The 18036-nt window shown below is 72.4% G+C and carries 17 protein-coding genes; 8 read left to right on the top strand and 9 right to left on the bottom strand.

Annotated elements, in window-relative coordinates; genetic code table 11:
• Positions 1-65 precede the first annotated feature (65 nt).
• Together ACYVOM_RS35905 and ACYVOM_RS35900 are read right to left on the bottom strand one after the other, a co-directional pair.
• Positions 66-989 (bottom strand): endonuclease/exonuclease/phosphatase family protein, encoded by a 924-nt coding sequence (locus ACYVOM_RS35905; protein ID WP_460308052.1) that lies wholly within the window; start codon positions 987-989, stop codon positions 66-68.
• A 112-nt stretch (positions 990-1101) separates the two neighbouring features.
• Positions 1102-2124: a LacI family DNA-binding transcriptional regulator gene (locus ACYVOM_RS35900; RefSeq protein ID WP_460308051.1), complete on the bottom strand. Its 1023-nt coding sequence runs from the start codon at positions 2122-2124 to the stop codon at positions 1102-1104.
• Positions 2125-2270: 146 nt separating this feature from the next.
• Here ACYVOM_RS35900 and ACYVOM_RS35895 point away from each other — a divergent pair, with 146 nt between their 5' ends.
• The 4 genes from ACYVOM_RS35895 to ACYVOM_RS35880 are packed head-to-tail and all read left to right on the top strand — an operon-like array spanning position 2271 to position 7725.
• A complete protein-coding gene (locus tag ACYVOM_RS35895) occupies positions 2271-3578 on the top strand; it encodes an ABC transporter substrate-binding protein (RefSeq protein WP_460308050.1) in 1308 nt (435 codons plus the stop codon).
• 12 nt (positions 3579-3590) lie between these two features.
• Positions 3591-4520, top strand: coding sequence for a carbohydrate ABC transporter permease (locus ACYVOM_RS35890; RefSeq protein ID WP_460308049.1), 930 nt, complete (start codon positions 3591-3593; stop codon positions 4518-4520).
• Entirely contained in the window at positions 4520-5338 is an 819-nt protein-coding gene (locus ACYVOM_RS35885; RefSeq protein WP_460308048.1) for a carbohydrate ABC transporter permease, read from the top strand. Before ACYVOM_RS35890 ends, ACYVOM_RS35885 begins: the two co-directional genes overlap by 1 nt.
• Positions 5339-5346: 8 nt before the next feature.
• Positions 5347-7725: a beta-xylosidase/alpha-l-arabinosidase gene (locus ACYVOM_RS35880; RefSeq protein WP_460308047.1), complete on the top strand. Its 2379-nt coding sequence runs from the start codon at positions 5347-5349 to the stop codon at positions 7723-7725.
• Positions 7726-7763: 38 nt separating this feature from the next.
• On the opposite strand, the gene ACYVOM_RS35875 is transcribed toward ACYVOM_RS35880, so the two are convergent.
• Genes ACYVOM_RS35875 through ACYVOM_RS35865 form a run of 3 tightly spaced genes read right to left on the bottom strand, consistent with a single transcriptional unit; the run spans position 7764 to position 10181 of the window.
• Entirely contained in the window at positions 7764-8849 is a 1086-nt protein-coding gene (locus ACYVOM_RS35875) for a sensor histidine kinase (RefSeq protein ID WP_460308046.1), read from the bottom strand.
• Positions 8842-9519 (bottom strand): response regulator transcription factor, encoded by a 678-nt coding sequence (locus ACYVOM_RS35870; protein ID WP_460308045.1) that lies wholly within the window; start codon positions 9517-9519, stop codon positions 8842-8844. Before ACYVOM_RS35870 ends, ACYVOM_RS35875 begins: the two co-directional genes overlap by 8 nt.
• Positions 9520-9572: 53 nt before the next feature.
• The gene (locus tag ACYVOM_RS35865; RefSeq protein ID WP_460308044.1) at positions 9573-10181 is read right to left on the bottom strand and encodes a TetR/AcrR family transcriptional regulator; all 609 of its coding nucleotides are present in this window, start codon (positions 10179-10181) and stop codon (positions 9573-9575) included.
• Positions 10182-10300: 119 nt separating this feature from the next.
• On the opposite strand from ACYVOM_RS35865, the gene ACYVOM_RS35860 reads away from it, so the two are divergent.
• Entirely contained in the window at positions 10301-11095 is a 795-nt protein-coding gene (locus ACYVOM_RS35860; RefSeq protein ID WP_460308043.1) for a class I SAM-dependent methyltransferase, read from the top strand.
• 46 nt (positions 11096-11141) lie between these two features.
• Here ACYVOM_RS35860 and ACYVOM_RS35855 read toward each other — a convergent pair whose 3' ends face one another.
• On the bottom strand, positions 11142-13010 hold the full coding sequence (locus tag ACYVOM_RS35855) for a cellulase family glycosylhydrolase (RefSeq protein WP_460308042.1): 1869 nt from the start codon (positions 13008-13010) through the stop codon (positions 11142-11144).
• 84 nt (positions 13011-13094) lie between these two features.
• Here ACYVOM_RS35855 and ACYVOM_RS35850 point away from each other — a divergent pair, with 84 nt between their 5' ends.
• On the top strand, positions 13095-13688 hold the full coding sequence (locus ACYVOM_RS35850) for a TetR/AcrR family transcriptional regulator (RefSeq protein ID WP_460308041.1): 594 nt from the start codon (positions 13095-13097) through the stop codon (positions 13686-13688).
• A gap of 64 nt (positions 13689-13752) precedes the next feature.
• On the opposite strand, the gene ACYVOM_RS35845 is transcribed toward ACYVOM_RS35850, so the two are convergent.
• Together ACYVOM_RS35845 and sigJ are read right to left on the bottom strand one after the other, a co-directional pair.
• Positions 13753-14937, bottom strand: coding sequence for an FAD-dependent oxidoreductase (locus ACYVOM_RS35845; RefSeq protein WP_460308040.1), 1185 nt, complete (start codon positions 14935-14937; stop codon positions 13753-13755).
• Positions 14938-14940: 3 nt separating this feature from the next.
• On the bottom strand, positions 14941-15852 hold the full coding sequence (gene sigJ / locus ACYVOM_RS35840) for an RNA polymerase sigma factor SigJ (RefSeq protein ID WP_460308039.1): 912 nt from the start codon (positions 15850-15852) through the stop codon (positions 14941-14943).
• Positions 15853-16013: 161 nt separating this feature from the next.
• Here sigJ and ACYVOM_RS35835 point away from each other — a divergent pair, with 161 nt between their 5' ends.
• Positions 16014-16520, top strand: a complete 507-nt coding sequence (locus tag ACYVOM_RS35835; protein WP_460308038.1) for a hypothetical protein — start codon at positions 16014-16016, stop codon at positions 16518-16520.
• A 25-nt stretch (positions 16521-16545) separates the two neighbouring features.
• Here ACYVOM_RS35835 and ACYVOM_RS35830 read toward each other — a convergent pair whose 3' ends face one another.
• A complete protein-coding gene (locus ACYVOM_RS35830) occupies positions 16546-17514 on the bottom strand; it encodes a helix-turn-helix transcriptional regulator (RefSeq protein WP_460308037.1) in 969 nt (322 codons plus the stop codon).
• Positions 17515-17598: 84 nt separating this feature from the next.
• On the opposite strand from ACYVOM_RS35830, the gene ACYVOM_RS35825 reads away from it, so the two are divergent.
• Positions 17599-18009 carry a VOC family protein gene (locus ACYVOM_RS35825; protein WP_460308036.1) on the top strand — a complete coding sequence of 137 codons (411 nt, stop codon included), beginning with the start codon at positions 17599-17601 and terminating at the stop codon, positions 18007-18009.
• The last annotated feature ends 27 nt before the right edge of the window (positions 18010-18036 follow it).

The following is an 18036-nucleotide window of genomic DNA, read 5'->3' as shown; positions in this document are numbered from 1 at the left end:
TCCCGCAAGGGACCCGTGTCCCGCGGCACTCGCGACGGCTCACGGTGCGGCCCCGGGCGCGGGGGTCAGGGGAGGCGGAGGCGGGCTTGGACGGCGCGGTGGTCGCTGCCGGGGAGGTCGTGTGTGGAGAAGTCGAGGAAGGCGATGCGGCGGTCGGCCAGGACGTGGTCGATGGCCACTCCGGGGAGGGGGCGCTTACGGTCGTGCCAGGTGGGGGTGAGGCCCTTGCCGAGCGCCGCTCCCGCGCTGCGGTAGCCGGTGTCCAGGACGCGGCGGAAGGTGGGGTGGTCGAAGGTGGCGTTGAAGTCGCCGATGAGGATGCGGAGGCGGCCGGTCGGAGTGGCCGGTGGGATGGTCTCCTGGCCGGCTCGCCAGCAGGCTGCCTTGCCCGGGTGGACGGGGGCGCAGGCGTGGACGGCGACGAACTCGACGGGGGCCTCGTAGCCCGGGACCGCCGCCTCGGCTCGGATGGAGCCTTCGGGTGACGGGCCGGGTGAGGTGACCGGGAAGCGGGAGAAGAGGGACGTGCCGTTGGTGCCGTCGAGGCGGTGCGGGAGGGTCGCGCCGAGGCCCAGGGCGTCGAGTTCGGCGCGGTCGTCGGTCCAGAGTTCCTGCACCGACAGGACGTCGGGGCGGAGTTCGCGGACCAGTTCGATGATGCGGGAAGGGCGGGTCTTGCCGTGGAGGGTGTTCACGCTGAGGACGCGGATTTCCGGCCCTGCGGCGGGGGGCTCGCCGTCGGTCAGGACGCGCGGGACGAGCAGCGAGGCGAGGACGAGGGTGACGGCCAGGCCGGTGAGGGCGGCGGGCCGGCGGCGGAGGGCGAGGGCGAGGAGCGGGGCGAAGACCGAGAGGGCCGCGACATAAGGGGTGAAGGCGACCAGTTGGGTCCAGCGGAAGCCCAGGTCCCAGCCGGCCAGGCGGAGGATCGCCCACACCGCGAAGGGCGTCATCGAAGCCCACACCAGGAGCGTCACCCAGCGGCGCATGCCCGACCCCGTCCCGGCGCGCCGGTGCGCGCCGTTCGCGAGTATGCCGGGTCACGGCTTCGGAATGTCCGAAAATCAACAAAGATCCACAATGGGGGGGACGCGGGGTGGGTCAGGGGTTCTCGGGCGGTGGGGCGGTGCTCTTGCGGAGGACCAGGCTGGTGGCCAGTTCCAGGCGGGTGGTGGTGGGGGCGCCGGTGCGGAGGGCGAGGAGCATCTGGGCTGCGGCTTCGGCCATTTCGCGCAGCGGCTGGTGGATGGTCGTCAGGGCGGGGCTGGACCAGCGGGCCACGGCGACGTTGTCGTAGCCGACGACGGAGAGGTCTTCGGGAACGCGGAGGTTGTGGATCCGGGCCGCTTCGAGGACGCCGAGGGCCTGGAGGTCGCTGCCGGCGAAGATCGCCGTGGGGCGGTCGGGGCGGGAGAGCATCTCCAGGGCGTGGCGGTGGCCGCCTTCGACGTGGAAGTCGCCGTAGGCCACGAGGGTGGGGTCGACTTCGAGGCCCGCCATGTTCATGGCGGAGCGGAAGCCGTCGAGGCGGGCCAGGGAGCAGAGCATGTCCTCGGGGCCGGTGATGATCGCGATGCGGCGGTGGCCGCATTCGATGAGGTGGCGGGTGGCGGCGAGGCCGCCGGACCAGTTGGCGGAGCCCACCGACGGGACGTCGGGGGCCGGGTCGCCCGCCGGGTCGATGACGACGAAGGGGATCGCCCGCGACCGCAGCTGCTGCTTGATCTCCGCGGGAAGGCTGGAGAAGACGAGGACGACGCCGAGGGGGCGCCGCCGCAGGACCCCGTCGAGCCACTCGGGGCCGGGGGCGTGCCGTGTGCCGCTCGCGGTCAGCACGACGCTCGCGTCGTTGGCCTTGGCGACGGTCTCGACGCCCCGGATGAGCTCCATCGCCCACAGGCTCTCGATCTCGTGGAAGACGATCTCGATGAGGGGGGCCTCCCCCGCCGACATGGGGGCGCGGCGGTAGCCGTGTTCCTCCAGGAGGCGTTCGACCCGGAGGCGGGTCGGCCGGGACACGTCCTGCCGCCCGTTGAGAACTTTCGAAACTGTCGAAACAGAGACGCCTGCCTCGTCGGCCACCTGGGCCAAGGTGACCCGGCCTGCTCCCTCGTCTTCCTGCATGGGGAGCAGCATAAGGCCTTCCCACCAGGAACACAGGTACGTCCGTGATCGAAAAGTTGGGACTTGACCGCTTCAAGAGCGCGCTCTAGTGTCCCGGGTCACACGATGTTTCGATTCCCCGCTCGAAACTTTTCGAAAGGTCAGCGATGAAGAGACGTACCTGGCTCACCCGCACCGCGGCAGGCGGCGCGGCACTCGCCCTGAGCCTGGCCCTCACCGCGTGCGGCGGAGACTCCGACGACGGCGGCGAAGCCGGAGGAGAGATCCACGTCCTGGTCTACGGCGACACCGGCAACACCGTCGAGACGCAGCTCGTCGAGACGTTCAACAAGACCTCCGACGTCAAGGCGGTCCTCGACACGATCCCGGGCGCCGACTACCAGGCGAAGCTCCAGACGGTCATCGCCTCCGACCAGGCGCCGGACGTGTTCTTCAACTGGGGCGGCGGCAGCATCGCCCCGTTCGTGCAGGCCGGCCTGCTCCTGCCGCTCGACGAGTTCATCGCGAAGGACCCGGCGCTGAAGTCCAGCTTCCTCCCCTCGGTGTTCGACACCGCGACCGTCGACGGCAAGCCCTACGGCGTCCCGATGCGCGGCACCCAGCCCGTCATGCTGTTCCACAACAAGAAGGTGCTCGCCGACAACGGCATCTCCCTGCCCGCGACGTGGGAGGAGCTGCTGGCGGCGGTCGCGAAGCTGAAGGCCGCGGGCGTCACGCCGATCGCGCTGGGCGGCGGCGACAAGTGGCCGATCCTCATGTGGTTCGAGTACGTCTACGACCGCGTGGCCGGCCCCGACCTGTTCAGGCAGGCCATCGCCGGTGACACCGCGGTGTGGGACGGCGCCGACAGCCGGGCCGCGCTGGCCAAGCTGAAGGAGCTGATCGACGCGGGCGCCTTCGGCACGAACTTCAACTCGGTCCGCTGGACCGACGACGGCTCCCCCACGCTCGTCTCCCGGGGCAAGGCGGCCTTCGAGCTGATGGGCTCCTGGGCCTACGCCGCCCACCAGAACATCGACCCCGACTTCGCCAAGGACGGCCTCGGCTACGGCGCCTTCCCGACGATCTCCGGCGGCAAGGGCGACCCGGCGGACATCGTCGGCAACACCAACAACTTCTACTCGGTCCTGAAGGACACCGAGCACCCGGAGGCCGTCGCGGAGTTCCTGAAGCTCATGTACTCCGACGAGTTCGTGCAGGCCCAGCTCGGCATCGGCAACCTGCCGACGACCACGAACACCGAGCAGTTCCTCGACACCTCGGCCAGCCCCGAGTACTCGAAGTTCCAGTTCGGCCTGGTGAAGCAGGCCCCGGCCTTCCAGCTCTCCTGGGACCAGGCCTACCCGCCCGCGGCCGGCACCCCGATGCTCGCGGCCATGCAGGGCTTCTTCGACGGCTCGGTCGACGCCGACGGCTTCATCAAGGCCATGCAGGCCCTGCCGAAGGCGTCCTGACCGGACCCGCCGATGACCTCCCTCTCCGCAGCTCTTGCGGGCAGGCGCCGGGCCGCACGCCGGTCCGGCGCCGCGTCCACCCGCCCCGGGTTCCTCTGGGCGCTGCCCGCCACAGTCTTCTTCGTCCTGTTCGCCCTGATCCCGCTGGCCGGGGTCGCGGTGCTGTCCTTCACCGCGTGGAACGGCCTGGGCGATCCCCGGTTCGTCGGGCTGGACAACTGGTCGGCGCTGCTCGCCGACCCGACCATGGTCAACAGCATCTGGCTGAGCCTGCTGCTCACCGCGCTCGGCGTCGCGTTCCAGACGCCGATCAGCATCCTGCTGGGCGTGTGGGCGGCCGGGAAACAGCGTAACCGGGCCGTGCTGTCCGCGATCTACTTCATTCCGCTGCTGCTGTCCTCGACCGCCGTCGCGGTGCTGTGGCGGACGCTCCTCGACCCGAACTGGGGCGTCCCGTCGCAGGCCACCTGGCTGTTCGGCGACGGCAACCTGATGGGCGAGCAGAGCACGGCGATCGCGGTGCTCGTGTTCGTCGGGGTCTGGCAGTTCACCCCGTTCCACACGCTGATCTACCAGGGCGCGGCGCGCGGCGTCCCGCAGGTGCTGTACCAGGCCGCGGCGATCGACGGCGCGGGCCGGGTGCGCGCGTTCTGGCACATCACCCTGCCGCAGCTGCGCAACGCCATGATCACCTCGATGATCCTCATGGTCGTCGGCGGCCTGACCACGTTCGACACGGTGCTGATCCTCACCCAGGGCGGGCCGGGCACCGACACCACGATCACCGCCTACTACATGTACGACAAGGCGTTCAAGGGCTTCGACTTCGGCCTGGCCTCGGCGGTCGCGATGGTCCTGGTGGTGACGGCGTCGCTGGTCTCGCTCGTCATGGTCCGCCTGTCCGGCTACGACCGGATGCGATCCAGTACGGAGGGACTGTGATGCGACGCCGTCCGAACTATCTCGCCGGGATCGGCTCCGTCGTCTGGCTCGCGCTCATAGGGCTGCCGCTGTACGTCATGCTCGCCGCTTCGCTCCAGACGCGGACGGGCTACGCGAAGACGGGCGCGCTCGGCGTGCCCGACGACCTCACGCTCCAGAACTACGTCGACCTGTTCACCGGCGGGTTCCGGCGCTACTTCGTCAACACCTTCGTCGTCACCGGCGCGGTGGTCGCGATCGTGCTGCTGGTGGTGCCGCCGCTGGCCTACGCGATCGTGCGCAGCAGGGGCGGGGCGACGACGTTCGTGTTCCGCGTCTTCCTGCTGGGCCTGGCGATCCCGTCGCAGGCCGTGCTGGTGCCGATGTTCTACCTGATGAGCGAGGTCGGCCTGTACGACAGCCTCATCGGCATCATCCTGCCGACCGCGGCGTTCGCGCTGCCCGTGTGCACGCTGGTGATCTGCGGCGTCATGCGGGAGATCACCACCGAGCTGTACGAGGCGATGGCGATCGACGGGGCCTCGACGTGGCGGACGTTCTTCCAGCTCGTGCTGCCGCTGTCCAAGGGCGGCCTGTCGACGATCACCGTGTTCTCCGCGCTCCAGGCGTGGAACGGGTTCCTGTTCCCGCTGGTCCTCACTCAGTCGCAGGAGAGCAAGCTCATCACTCTCGGCCTCTACGACTTCCGCACCCAGTTCGGCATGAACGTGCCCGGCCTGCTCGCCGCGGTCGTGCTGTCCATGCTCCCCATCTTCATCGTCTACCTGTTCGCCCGGCGGGCCCTGATCCAGGGGCTGATGGGCGTCGGGGGAAAGTAGACACTCCTTTGAACACCGCCACCGACTCGACCACCGGCACGGACGCCGTGCCCGCTTGGCGGGACGTCTCCCTCGATCCGCGCGCCCGCGCCGAGGCCCTGCTCCCCCTGCTCACCCTCGAAGAGAAGACCGCCCAGCTCTACGGCCTGTGGGTCGGCGCGTCCGACGAAGGCGGCGAGGTCGCCCCGTACCAGCACGAGATGGAGGAGCCGCCCGCGCTGGAGGAACTGCTGCCGCACGGGCTGGGCCAGCTGACCCGTCCGTTCGGCACCGCGCCGGTCGATCCGGCGCTCGGCGCGCTGTCGCTGCTGCGGACGCAGCGGCGGATCGCGGCGGCGTCCCGCTTCGGCATTCCGGCGATGGCGCACGAGGAGTGCCTCGCCGGGTTCGCCGCCTGGCGGGCCACCGCCTACCCGGTGCCGCTGTCGTGGGGCGCCTCGTTCGACCCCGAGCTGGTCGGGCGGGTCGCCGCGCGGATCGGCCGCGACATGCGGGCGCTGGGCGTCCACCAGGGGCTCGCCCCGGTGCTCGACGTGACGCGCGACGGCCGCTGGGGCCGGGTCGAGGAGACGATCGGCGAGGACCCGTACCTGGTCGGGAGCATCGCCTCGGCCTATGTGCGGGGGCTGGAGTCGGCCGGGATCGTCGCCACGCTCAAGCACTTCGCGGGGTACTCGGCCTCGCGGGCGGGGCGGAACCTCGCGCCCGTGGGCATGGGGCCCCGTGAGCTCGCCGACGTGATCCTGCCGCCGTTCGAGATGGCGATCCGGGAGAGCGGCGCGCGGTCGGTCATGCACTCCTACACCGACCTTGACGGAGTGCCTTCGGCGGCGGACGAGCGGCTGCTCACCGGGCTGCTGCGCGACACGTGGGGGTTCACCGGGACCGTCGTCTCGGACTACTTCGCGGTCGACTTCCTCAGGACCCTCCACGGGGTCGCCGGGAGCTCCGGCGAGGCGGCCGGACAGGCGCTCGCGGCGGGCCTCGACGTGGAGCTGCCGACGGTGAAGGCCTTCGGCGCGCCGCTGCTCGCCGAGGTGGCCGCCGGACGCGTCCCGGAGAAGGTCATCGACCGGGCCGTCCTGCGGATTCTCACCCAGAAGGCCGAACTGGGCCTGCTCGATCCCGGCTGGGACGCGGTGCCCGAGGCGCTCGCCGGAGCCGACCTCGCCCACCCCGAGGCGCTGCGCGGGACCGTCGACCTCGACGGGCCGGACAACCGCGCGCTGGCGCGGGAGCTCGCCGAACAAGCGGTCGTGCTGCTGCGCAACGACGGGACGCTCCCGCTGACCCGGCCCGGACGGATCGCCCTGATCGGCCCGAACGCGGACACGCCGACGGCGGTGCTCGGCTGCTACTCGTTCCCGATGCACGTCGGCGTGCAGCACCCGGAGGTCGCGACGGGCATCGCCCTGCCGACCCTGCGGGAGACGCTCGCCGCCGAATTCCCCGATACCGACCTCGTCTACGCGCGCGGATGCCCGGTCGACGAGGACGACACCTCCGGATTCGCCGAGGCGGTCGCCGCCGCGCGGGACGCGGACCTCGTGGTCGTCGCGCTCGGCGACCGGGCCGGGCTGTTTGGGCGCGGCACCAGCGGCGAGGGATGCGACACCGAGTCGCTCGTCCTTCCGGGCGTCCAGCAGGCGCTGCTCGACGCACTGCTGGACGCCGGGACGCCGCTCGTCGCGGTCCTCCTGGCCGGACGCCCCTACGCCCTCGGGCGGGCGGTCGGCGAGTCCGCCGCGATCGTCCAGGCGTTCTTCCCCGGTGAGGAGGGCACCGCGGCGGTCGCGGGCGTGCTGAGCGGGCGGATCAATCCGTCGGGGCGGCTTCCGGTCAGCGTTCCGGCGCGACCGAACGTCCAGCCGTCGACGTACCTGGCGGCCCGGCTGGGCCACGCGACCGAAGTGTCGGCGACCGACCCGACTCCGGCGTTCGGGTTCGGGCACGGGCTGTCGTACACCGCCTTCGACTGGACCGATCTCGCCGTGCGCGCCGCCGAGGCCGGCACGGACGGGGAGTTCCTCCTGGAGTTCACCGTCCGCAACGCCGGGGCGCGGGCCGGGGCCGAGGTCGTCCAGCTGTACCTGCACGACCCCGTCGCGTCCGTCGTGCAGCCCGTGCAGCGGCTCGTCGGCTACCACCGGGTGGCGCTCGGCGCGGGCGAGGCCCGGCGGGTCTCCGTCGCGGTCCCCGCCGACCTCGCGTCCTTCACCGGCCGCGACGGCACGCGCCGCGTCGAGCCCGGCGCGCTGGAGCTGCGCCTCAGCGCCTCCAGCGCCGACGTGCGCCTGACGGCCGAGGTGGTCCTCACCGGCGAGGCCCGCCGCGTCGACCACACCCGCCGCCTCCACCCGTCCTTCACCGACCTGCCGCTCGGCTGAGCCCCGAGGGTGCGGGCGTGCGACCTGCGCCCGCCCCCTCAGGCAGGGGGCGGGGCGGGGAGCACGACGGTGGCCTGCAGGCCGCCGCCGGGGCGGGGGGTGAGGGTGAGGGTGCCGTCGTGGGCGCGGGTGATGGTCTTGGCGATGGCCAGGCCGAGGCCGACGCCCGCGTGGTCGGCATGGACGCGTTCGGTGCCGCGCTGGAACGGCTCGGTGAGGGTGGCGACGAGCTGCGGCGGGAGGAACGCGCCGGTGTTCTCGACGGTGAGGACCGCGCGTCCCGGGGTCGCGGCGGTCGTCACCCGGACCGAGCCCCCGTCGGGCAGGTTGTGGACCATCGCGTTCTGCACGAGGTTCATGGTCAGCTGGAGCAGGAGTGCGGGCGAGCCGAGGGCGGGGGCGATGTCGCCGGAGGTCTCGACGGCGACGCCGCGCTTCTCGGCGAGCGGGAGGAGCGTCTCGGTCGCCTCCTCCGCCAGCAGGGACAGATCCACCCGCTCCCGGCCGAAGGAGCGCTGTTCGGCGCGGCTGAGCAGCAGGAGGGCCTCGGTGAGGTCGATCGCGCGGGTGTTGACGGCGGTGAGGCGGTCGATGACGACGTGGGTGTCGCGGGTCGGGTCGGCGCGGGCCACGTCGAGGAGCGCCTTGGAGATCGCCAGCGGGGTGCGCAGCTCGTGCGAGGCGTTCGCGGCGAACCGCCGCTGCTCGGCGATGTGGGCCTCCAGCCGGGCGAGCATGCCGTCGAAGGAGTCGGCGAGCTCGCGGAACTCGTCGCCGCGGCCCGGCAGCCGGATCCGGTGGGAGAGGGAGCCTGTCGCGGCGAGGCGGGTCGCCTCGGTGATGCGGTCCAGCGGGGCGAGCATCCGGCCGGCGAGGAGCCATCCGCCGACGAGGCCGAAGACCAGCAGGAACGCCAGCGCCACTGCGGTCGCGGGCAGGTAGGAGTTCATCACGATATGGCGGAGCGGCACGAAACCGGTGCCGGGGGCGCTCTGGGCGACGCGCAGGTCGCCCAGGAGGAAGAAGTACACGGTGGCGAGCAGGAGGACGCCCGCGAGCATGAGGAATCCGGCGTAGCTGAGGGCGAGTCTGAGGCGGACGCTCAGCCCCGGCCGCCTAGGCACCGTCCCCTCCCCGGGCCTCGATGCGGTAGCCGACACCCGGCACGGTGGCGATGATCCAGGGTTCGCCGAGGCGTTTGCGCAGGGCCGAGACGGTGATGCGGACGGCGTTGGTGAACGGGTCGGCGTTCTCGTCCCAGGCCCGCTCCAGCAGTTCCTCGGCGCTGACGACGCCGCCTCCTGCCGCGACGAGGACCTCCAGCACGGCGAACTGCTTGCGGGTGAGCGCGACATGGCGGCCGTCGCGGTGGACCTCGCGGCGGAACGGGTCGAGCCGGAGGCCGGCGATCTCCCGCACGGGCGGCCTGTGGTGGGCGCGGCGGCGGTCGAGGGCCCTGAGCCGCAGGACGAGTTCCCGCATGGCGAAGGGCTTGGTGAGGTAGTCGTCGGCGCCGAGTTCGAAGCCCGAGGCCTTGTCGTCGATCCGGTCGGCGGCGGTGAGCATGAGAATGGGCATGCCGCTGCCGGAGGCGACGATGTGCGCGGCGATCTCGTCACCGGACGGGCCGGGGATGTCGCGGTCGAGGACGGCGATGTCGTAGCGGTTGACGCCCAGCAGTTCCAGGGCGGTGTCGCCGTCTCCGGCGAGGTCGGCCGCGATGGCCTCAAGGCGCAGGCCGTCCCGGATCGCCTCCGCCATATAGGGCTCGTCCTCGACGATCAACACGCGCATGCCCTCGATGCTAGAAGCAGGCCCGTATCGCCGGCGTATCCGGGCCGGTTCCGTCAACGGCGGCGATCTTCCTCGGGGAAGAACAGGCTGGCCAGATGGGGAAGGTAGGAGCGGAAGCGACGCTTGCCTTCGGGGGTGTGCGGGCCGAGCGGCGGTTCGCCCGGCCGGACGACGCCCTCGCTGATGAAGCCGCGCAGGCTCCAGCTGACGATGCTGATGGCCATGGGAAGGTCGATCCGCTCGGTGATCTCGGGGCCGAGCAGATCGACGATGCGCCGGAACATCGGCTCCCGGTAGACGGCGTCGATGTCGATCAGGTCGGCGGCGTCGCGGAGATAGCGGTGCTGCCAGATCGCCATCTCGGAGGTGTGGTCGAGGTAGAACTCCAGCATGCCCTCCAGGAGACGGAGGACCCCTGGCTCGTCCGGGGTGAAGTGCTCGGCGATCGCGTCGAGCGCCGCGACCTGCTCCCGGTAGTAAATGTCGACGATGGCCAGGTACAGGCCTTTGCGGCCGCCCGCAGCGGCGACGGCCGCACGCGGCAGGCCCGCGGCATTCATGATCATCCGGGTGTCGGTGCCGTCGTAGCCCAGGTTCGCGAACAGGGGCAGCGCGGCGGCTCTCAGCCTCGCGAGCGTCTCCTCGTCCCCTTCGCCTCCCACTCTTCAATGATCCGCCCGCGATCCCCAAATCCGCGTCAGCGCCGAGGAGATCTCTGCCTACTGTCCAAATAATGAGATACAGTTCTCATTTAATGAGACGCCCGGCTACAGTGGCCGGCATGGCCGACCACGAGAAGTACACGCATGGGCATCACGATTCGGTGCTGCGCTCGCACCGGTGGCGGGACGTCGCGAACTCGGCGGCGTATCTGGCGCCGCATCTGCGGCCGGACGACGTCGTGCTGGACGTCGGGTGCGGGCCGGGGAGCATCACGGTCGATCTGGCGGGGCGGGTCGCGCGGGTCGTCGGGGTCGATCTGGCCGAAGGGGTGCTGGCCGAGGCGCGGGCGCGGGCGGAAGGCGTCGCGAACGTCTCGTTCCAGGCCGCGGACGTTTACGCGCTGCCCTTCGAGGACGGGGCCTTCGACGTCGTGCACGCCCATCAGACGCTGCAGCATGTGGCCGATCCCGTCGCGGCGCTGCGGGAGATGCGCCGGGTGTGCCGTCCGGGCGGGATCGTCGCGGCCCGCGACGCGGACTACAGCGGGATGTTCTGGCATCCCGCGGCGCCGGAGCTGGACGAATGGCTGGCGCTCTACCTGAAGTGCGCGCGGGCCAACGGCGGCGAGCCCGACGCCGGAAGGCGCCTGCTGGCCTGGGCGCACGCGGCGGGCTGCACGGAAGTGGCGCCGTCGGCGTCGGTGTGGTGCCACGCCACCCCGCAGGAGCGCCGCTGGTGGGGCGAGATGTGGCGCGACAGGATCCGCGAGTCGGCGATGGCCGACCAGGCGCTGGCCGCGGGATTCGCCACCCGGGAGGACCTGGCGCGCCTGTCCCGCGCCTGGCAGTCCTTCGCCGACCACCCGGACGGCTGGTTCGCCGTCCCGCACGGCGAGATCCTCTGCCGCGCCTGACCGCGGGTTCCGCGACCCCCGCTCGGGGGTCGCGGAACCGCGGACGTCAGCCCGGGAACTTCTGGGTGAGCCAGGCGGCCAGTTCGGTGCGGACCGCGGTGAGCTGGGCCGCGGTGGGGGCGGTGCCGGTCGCGGTGTTGACGATGAGGGCGTAGTGGGTGCCGGGGGCGGCGGAGACGCTCAGCTTCCGGGCGGTGGTGGAGCCGGTCTCGACGGCTGCGGTGATCGGGCCGGCGCCGGGGATGCCGGTGAAGGAGGCCAGATCGCTGACGACGGTGGTGGAGCCGTTCGCGAAGGACCGGGGCAGGTGGAGCTCGGTCGGGACGTCGGCGGACGCGGACTTCCAGACCAGGACGCCGTGCTGCCGGTTCTGGGTGAGGGACGCGGTGTTCGGCAGCGAGGACGGGGCGATGAGCCACTGCGTCTGGGTGCCCGCGCCGCCGAATCCGGAGCGGGCGAGGTCCTCGTAGGCGAAGCCGAGGGTGTCGCCGTTCACCGCCGACGGGTAGAGCCGGTCGAGGACGCGCTGGTCGAGCCGGATCGTGACGGCCCCTGCCGCGTCGGTGCTCACCACCGAGTGGTCCTCGTCGTTCCAGGCGTCGCCCGCGGTCTTGACCTTGTTCGGGTTGAAGTTCATCAGCTCGTTGTGGCGTCCGCTGTAGATGTCCCAGTGCCATTGCAGGGCCGAAAGCACGTTGCCGCCCGCGGCGGGGTTCGTCCACCAGGTCTTGCCCGCGACCCCTGCGTCGGCGGCCTGGTAGGTCGCGCGCATCATCCACGGGGTGCGGTCGCTGCCGTTGCCGGTCATCTTGCCGCCGAACTCCGACAGGATCGGCGCGGTCCCGAGGGACGCGGCGCGCTGGCGGATCTCGTTCATCTCGTCGGTGTAGACGCCGTCGGAGGCGGCCGAGACGTCGAGGGTGAGGCGGGCGCCGTCGTAGTAGTGGCTGTTGAAGACCATGCGGCTGCCGAGCTGCCCGACGGTCGTCATGCCGCCCTCCTCGGCGGCCCAGGTGTTCCAGAACACCAGCGGCTCGACGAAGGCGGGCTTGGCCGTCCAGCCCGCCTCGTCCATGGCGGTGCGGATCCGCTGGTAGAAGGGCATCAGGTGGTTCTTCTCCCACTCGACGCCGCTGCCGCCGTCCAGGCCGCCGTCGAACGGCTCGTTGAACGGGTCGAGGCCGACGACATTGGCGAAGGACGCGGCGGGGAGCTGCTGGCGGAGGTGGGTCATCATGGCCTTGGCCTGCGTCAGGTAGGCGGACTGGACGCCCACCGTCCCGGACGGGGTGGTGAGGACCCGGTCGCGCCAGAAGTCGTAGGCGGCCTTGCGCACCGCGTTGTTGGTCTGCATGTTCTGCCCCCACAGGATGCAGATCCCGCAGGACTCCTTCGGGTACCCGCCCGCCTGGATCACCCACTTGGGCGCGCCGTCGCCGGTGTACCAGCTTCCGGTGTTGAACAGGTGCGCGGAGTAGAGGTCCTGGTGGTAGTCGATGAGGACCCGGATGCCGCGGTCGGTGAACTCCCGGACCTGTGCGACGACCTTGTCGAGGTAGGCGTGGTCGATGGTGTTCGCGGCGGGCTGGACGCCCTCCCAGCTGATCAGGAAGCGGACGGCGTTCGCGCCGGTGAGGTCCCGCATCGCCTGCGCGGACTTGGCGGCGTCCGCGGCGCTCTTGAACGGGAGAAGCCCGTTCTCGTAGAGCTTGGTGCTGCCCGCGACGTTGAAGCCGCGCAGGGTGACCTCGCGGCCTTGGGCGTCGCGGAACACCCAGTTCTGCTGCTTTGCCGAGACGGTGACGGCGCCGTCGGCGTGCGCGGGCGCCGCGGTGGCGACGACGGCGCCCGCGGCCAGCACGGCGGCGGCGGTCAGCCGGAAGGAACGCAGGGAGAGAACATGCTTCGCTGGCATGAGAGGGCCTTTCGGGGGGTGGGTGGCCTCTGCGGCCTCAGTGTGCAAGAACCTTCTTGCAAGGGCAAGGGCTACGTTGCCCCTGTGGCCTCCCCTACGCGCGCACGCATCCTGGACGCCGCGCTGGAACTGATCCAGCGGCACGGCTTCAACGGCACCACAGTCACCGGCATCGAGGAACTCGCCGGGCTCTCCCCCGGCAGCGGCAGCTTCTACCGGCACTTCCGCTCCAAGGAGGAGGTGTTCCGGGCGGTCCTCGAACGCGAACTGGAACGGGCGCAGGCCTTCCGGGAGGAGTTCGAGCGCGGCGCCGTCGCCGATCCGCGCGAGGCGCTCACCCGCCGCTTCCTCCAGCAGCTCGACTACATGGCCAGGGTCAGACCGCTGATCAACCTGCTGGCCCGCGAGCACGGCAGATTCCCCGACCTGACCCTGAAGATCGGCGGCGTCCTCGTCGACCAGGGGATCATGGAGGAGGCGGCGCACCTGGTGCGCGACCTCCCGGGCGGCCCCGCCCACGACGACCCGCACGCGCTGCTCACCGTGGCGGTCTCCGCCCTCACCGGCTACCACCTCCTCCAGGGCTACTTCGGCCGCTCCCCCGCCGACGTCGCCCCCTCCCGCTTCGCCACCGCCCTCGCCGCCGTCATGGCCGCCCCGCCGCCTCCGCCCACCTGACGCGGGTCCGCCCGCGCGTCCCACCGGGACTGCGATCGGGCGCGGTCCCGGCGGGCGTGCCGGGTCAGGAGGCGGACCGGCCTCGGCTTCCGGCAGAGGTCCGGCGCGCCAGGGACACGGCGAGCTCGGCGGCCCGCAGCGCGCTGGTGACGGAGACCTCGGCGAGCATGCCGGGGGCGGCGACCGCGTCTCCGGCCAGGAAGCGGCCGTCGCCCCGGGAGACGGCGGGGCGGTCGCGCCAGGTGCGGCCCGGCAGGTCGAGGGCGCCGGTGCGGTGGTGGGACATCTGGTCGCGCTCCCACACGGTGCGCGTCCTCCAGTCGGGGAACGCCCCGTCGAAGGCGCGGTCCAGCCGGCGGAGGGCGTCGGCCTTGGACTCCTCGGGCCGCGCCGGGACGAAGCCCTGCACGAGCGAGTGCCCGGCCGGGGCGAGCATGGCGTCTGCGGCGGAGTAGTCCTCCACCAGGGAGCGCTCATCGAGGTCGAAGACGAGGAACGCGTCCCCGGGCCCGGTGCGCAGGGCGACGTCGCGGCAGGCGGCCCGGCCGCTCTCCCACGTCAGGGACGGGTCGTCCAGGAGGCCGCGGGCCGCGTCCAGGGAGGTGGCGACGATGACGGGCCCGTCCTCGGGGAGCGCGGTGACGCGGGAGCCCGTCTCGATCCGCACGCCCAGTTCTTCGGCGCGCCGCCGCATGCGGCCGACCATCGTCGCCCAGCCACCGCGGGGGTAGCGCGTGACGGGGTAGGACAGCGCGGCGACCCGGTGCAGGCGTTCCTGGCAGAACGCCGCCGAGAGGACCCCCGGGTCGTGGAAGTAGGTGGCGGGGCCGAGGAGGCCGATCGCGGCCTCGGCCGCGGCCTCGCCGAACCGCTCGGTCGCCCACTGCCGGAACGGCAGGTCGACGGGCGCGCGGTGCCGCCTGCTCAGGAGGATCGCGCGCAGGAGCGGCGCGGGCGGGAGGTGCCGCGTCGCGCCGTCGCGGCGGAAGTACAGACGTGTCAGGGAGAAGGGCCGGATGGCATGGAAGGGCTGGACGAGGCCGCGCTTCTTCAGCCAGCGCCAGGGGGCGCCGTCGGCGTAGAAGGCGTGCGCGCCGTCGTTGGCGCGGTAGGGGCCGTCGGTGGTGCGGGCGCGTCCGCCCAGTTCGGCGTGCGCTTCGTGCAGGACGACGGACGCGCCCCGCTCGGCGGCGCTGATCGCCGCGGTCAGGCCGGCGAGGCCGCCGCCGATGATGGTGAGGGTCGTCATGCGTCAAGGACGCAGCGGGCCCGCCTTCTGTGACATCAGGCCCGCCATCTTCGCGGGATTGGTGATGACGAACACCTCCTGGACGCGCCCGTCGACGATCGTGGGCTGGAAGAACACCGCCGGGCGGCCGTCCATCGTCAGGACGACGGCGGGCCTGCCGTTGGCGTCGACGAGCTGGAAGCCCGGCTGCGCGTCCCGCAGGCCGAGCCGGGCCAGGTAGTGCGCCATGCCCTGGCCGTGGACGATGCCGACCAGCAGCCGCGCGGTCTTGGCCGCGCCGCGCACGATCCGCAGGGCGTTGGGCGCGAGCCCGCCGCCGTCGCCGGTCAGCGTGACGTCGGGGGCGAGGGTCGCGAGGAGCGCGTCCATGTCGCCGGTCGCGCAGGCGAGGAAGAACTGGGCCGCGGCCGTCCCCCACCGCTCCCGGTCGACCTCGTAGCGCGGGCGCCCCTCCCGGACGTGCGCCCGCGCCCGCGCCGCGAGCTGCCGCACCGCGGGCTCCGCCTTGCCCAGCGCCTCGGCGATCACCGGATAGGGCTCCTCGAACACGTCCCGCAGCACGAACACCGCCCGTTCCAGCGGGGACAGCCGCTCCAGCACGACGAGGACCGCCATCGTCACCGACTCGGTCCGCACGACCTGGTCGGCGGCGTCGTCCGTCGCGGTGAGGACGGGCTCGGGCAGCCACTCGCCGGGGTACACCTCGCGCCGTGCCTGGACCCTGCGCAGCCGGTCGATGGCCAGCCGGGTGGTCGTCCGGACCAGGAACGCCTCCGGATCGGCCACGTTCTCCCGGTCCGCCGCCGCCCACCGCAGCCACGCCTCCTGGACGACGTCCTCGGCGTCCGCGACCCGGCCCAGCATCCGGTAGGCCAGCCCCATCAGCCGCGGCCGCTGCACCTCGAATCCGTCCACCTCCCCAGCATCCCCCACCCCGCGCCGAGCCTTCCACCGTCCCCGAAGCAAGCGGTTGGTCCTGATCTTCTGGGGCCTGGGTCCCGCGTCGGCCGGGTGAAGCGGACACCGGAGGGCGCGGCGTGGCACGCTGCCGGGAACGCGTCCCTCCGGAGGAGACCATGGCCGACGCACCGGCGTTCCTGGAGTTCCGTGCGACGGGCATGCGCCTGTGGCTGCCCGTGGTGTTGTCGTTCGGTGGCACCGGGGCCGCGGGCGTGCTCCTGTCGCTGGCGGAGTCGACGCTCCTGCCGCTCGCCTTCACGCTCGGCCTGGGGTTCCTCTCCTCGGCCGTCGTCTTCCCGCTGGCGTACCGGATGTTCGTCCGCGTCGATGACGAAGGCGTCGTGTTCCGCACGTTTCGGCGAAGGCACGTCCCCTGGTCCGAGATCGCCGGCCTCGCCGAGACCTCCTACGCCCAGTCCACCCGCCGCATCCGCTGCCCCGCCCTGCGCCTCCGGGACGGCACGATGCCGCGCCTTCCCTTCCCGCACTCGGACTTCCCCACCTACGAGGCCGACCTCGCCGGCCTCCGCGCCTTCTTCGTCGCCCGCCTCGGTGCCCGAGCCGACCTGCCGCCCGGCAAGTACAGCCTGTCGGAGGCCCCTCCGGAACGTTCCGCCCCTTGACGCGTCCGCACGGCCCGTGGGCCGGTCAGGCTCCGGCGGCGGCGTAACGGCGGGCCAGGCGGGCGAACGCGTCCTTGAGTTCCGGCGGTCCGACGACCTCGATGTCGGTGTCGAAGCGGCCGAGGGCGGCGGCGAGCGCGGCCCAGGACCAGGATCCGGCGTGCAGGCGGCAGCGGCCGGGGCCGAGTTCCTCGACGAGTCCGTCGGCGGCGTGGGCGGCGACGGCGGAGGCCGGGAGGTCCAGGACGACCTCGCCTCGGCACGGCCAGTCCACGGTGCCGTCGGACCCGCGGAACCGGGCGGTGACGAAGGAGGCGACGTCGTCGGCGGGGAGGGGGCGGGGGCCGAAGCGGGGGCCGTTCGGGGTGCGGAGGCCGATCCGGTCGGCGCGGAAGGTGCGCCAGTCGGCGCGGTCGAGGTCCCAGGCGAGCAGGTACCAGCGGCCCTTCCAGGCGACCAGGTGGTGCGGCTCGGTCCGGCGGGGCCGGCCGGTCCCCTTCGCGTCCGGATCGGCCGACGGGTAGTCGAAGCGGAGGGTCTCGCGGTCGCGGACCGCCGCGCCGAGCGCGACCAGCACGCCCGCGTCGACCTGGGGCTCCGGTCCGGGCGGCCGGACGGGCACGACAGGCACGGCGTCGACGCGGTGGCGCAGGCGGCTCGGCATGACCTGCCGGATCGTGTGCAGCGCGCGCTCCGCGCCCTCCTCGATCCCGGCGCCGGAATGCGCGGCCAGGCGGAGCGCGACGACGAGGGCGACGGCCTGGTCGTCGTCGAACAGCAGCGGCGGCATCCGGGTTCCGGGGTCGAGCCGGTAGCCGCCGTCGGGGCCCTTGACCGAAGCGACGGGGTAGCCGAGTTCGCGCAGCCGGTCGACGTCGCGCCGGACGGTGCGCGGGCTGACCTCCAGCCGGTCGGCCAGGAGCCGGCCCGGCCAGTCGCGGCGGGTCTGCAGCAGGGACAGCAGCGCCAGGAGGCGGGCGGACGTTTTCGGCATGCCGAGATCCTGCCCCAAGTAGCGGACACATCCTGGCCGCTACTCACGTGATGGTGGTGCCTCCACGAACGACCGGAGGAAAAGATGATCAGCACCGTCGCGCACCTCAACCTGCGCGGGAACGCCCGGGAGGCGTTGGAGTTCTACAGGTCGGTGTTCGGCGGCGACCTCGTCGCCGTCACCTACGCCGAGGCGCACAACGTGCAGAACCCGGCAGAAGCCGACCAGATCATGTGGGGCCAGGTCGCCTCCCCCGACGGCTTCCACATCATGGCCTACGACGTCCCGTCGTCCCGTCCGTGGAGCCGGGGCGACGCCCCCTTCTTCGTCTCGGTCCGCGGCGCGGACCCCGAGGAGATCACCGCCTACTGGAAGCGCCTGAGCGGGCCCTCGACCGTCGTGGTCGACCTCGCCCCGGCCGCCTGGGCGCCCCTCTACGGCATGGTCACCGACCCGTTCGGCATCACCTGGGTCCTCGACGTGGCCGCCGCCTGACCCCGCCGGGCCGCCCCGGGACATCCG

The sequence above is a fragment of the Actinocorallia aurea genome (assembly GCF_054783995.1).
Note: the sequence above shows the minus strand (reverse complement) of the source record. Positions and strands in the feature narration are given on the sequence as shown.